General features: G+C 58.9%; 1 protein-coding gene. It reads left to right on the forward strand.

Translation table 11 applies throughout. The features are described 5' to 3' along the window. On the forward strand, positions 1–372 hold a 372-nt coding region (locus FEF65_RS13295; protein ID WP_238701417.1), incomplete at its 5' end, for an isocitrate/isopropylmalate family dehydrogenase. Between the last annotated feature and the right edge of the window lie 61 nt (positions 373–433).

Genomic DNA, 433 nt, shown 5'->3' on the forward strand with positions numbered 1-433 from the left:
GCCGAGTACTCGGTCGTGGCGACGCTGAACCTGAACGGCGATTACATCTCCGACGCCCTGGCTGCACAAGTCGGCGGTATCGGTATCGCCCCGGGTGCGAACCTGAGCGACTCCGTTGCCATGTTCGAAGCCACCCACGGTACGGCTCCGAAGTACGCTGGCAAGGACTACGTGAACCCGGGTTCCGAAATCCTGTCGGCCGAAATGATGCTGCGCCACATGGGCTGGACGGAAGCGGCTGACCTGATCATCTCGTCGATCGAGAAGTCGATCCTGTCGAAGAAGGTCACGTATGACTTCGCCCGTCTGCTGGAAGGCGCGACCCAAGTGTCGTGCTCGGGCTTTGGTCAGGTGATGATCGACAACATGTAAGATCGTTTCGCCTGATTTCACGGTGAGCCAAAAACCCCGGTAGATCAATGATCTCCGGGGT

The sequence above is a fragment of the Mariprofundus erugo genome, assembly GCF_005818865.1.
GTDB lineage: Bacteria > Pseudomonadota > Zetaproteobacteria > Mariprofundales > Mariprofundaceae > Mariprofundus > Mariprofundus erugo.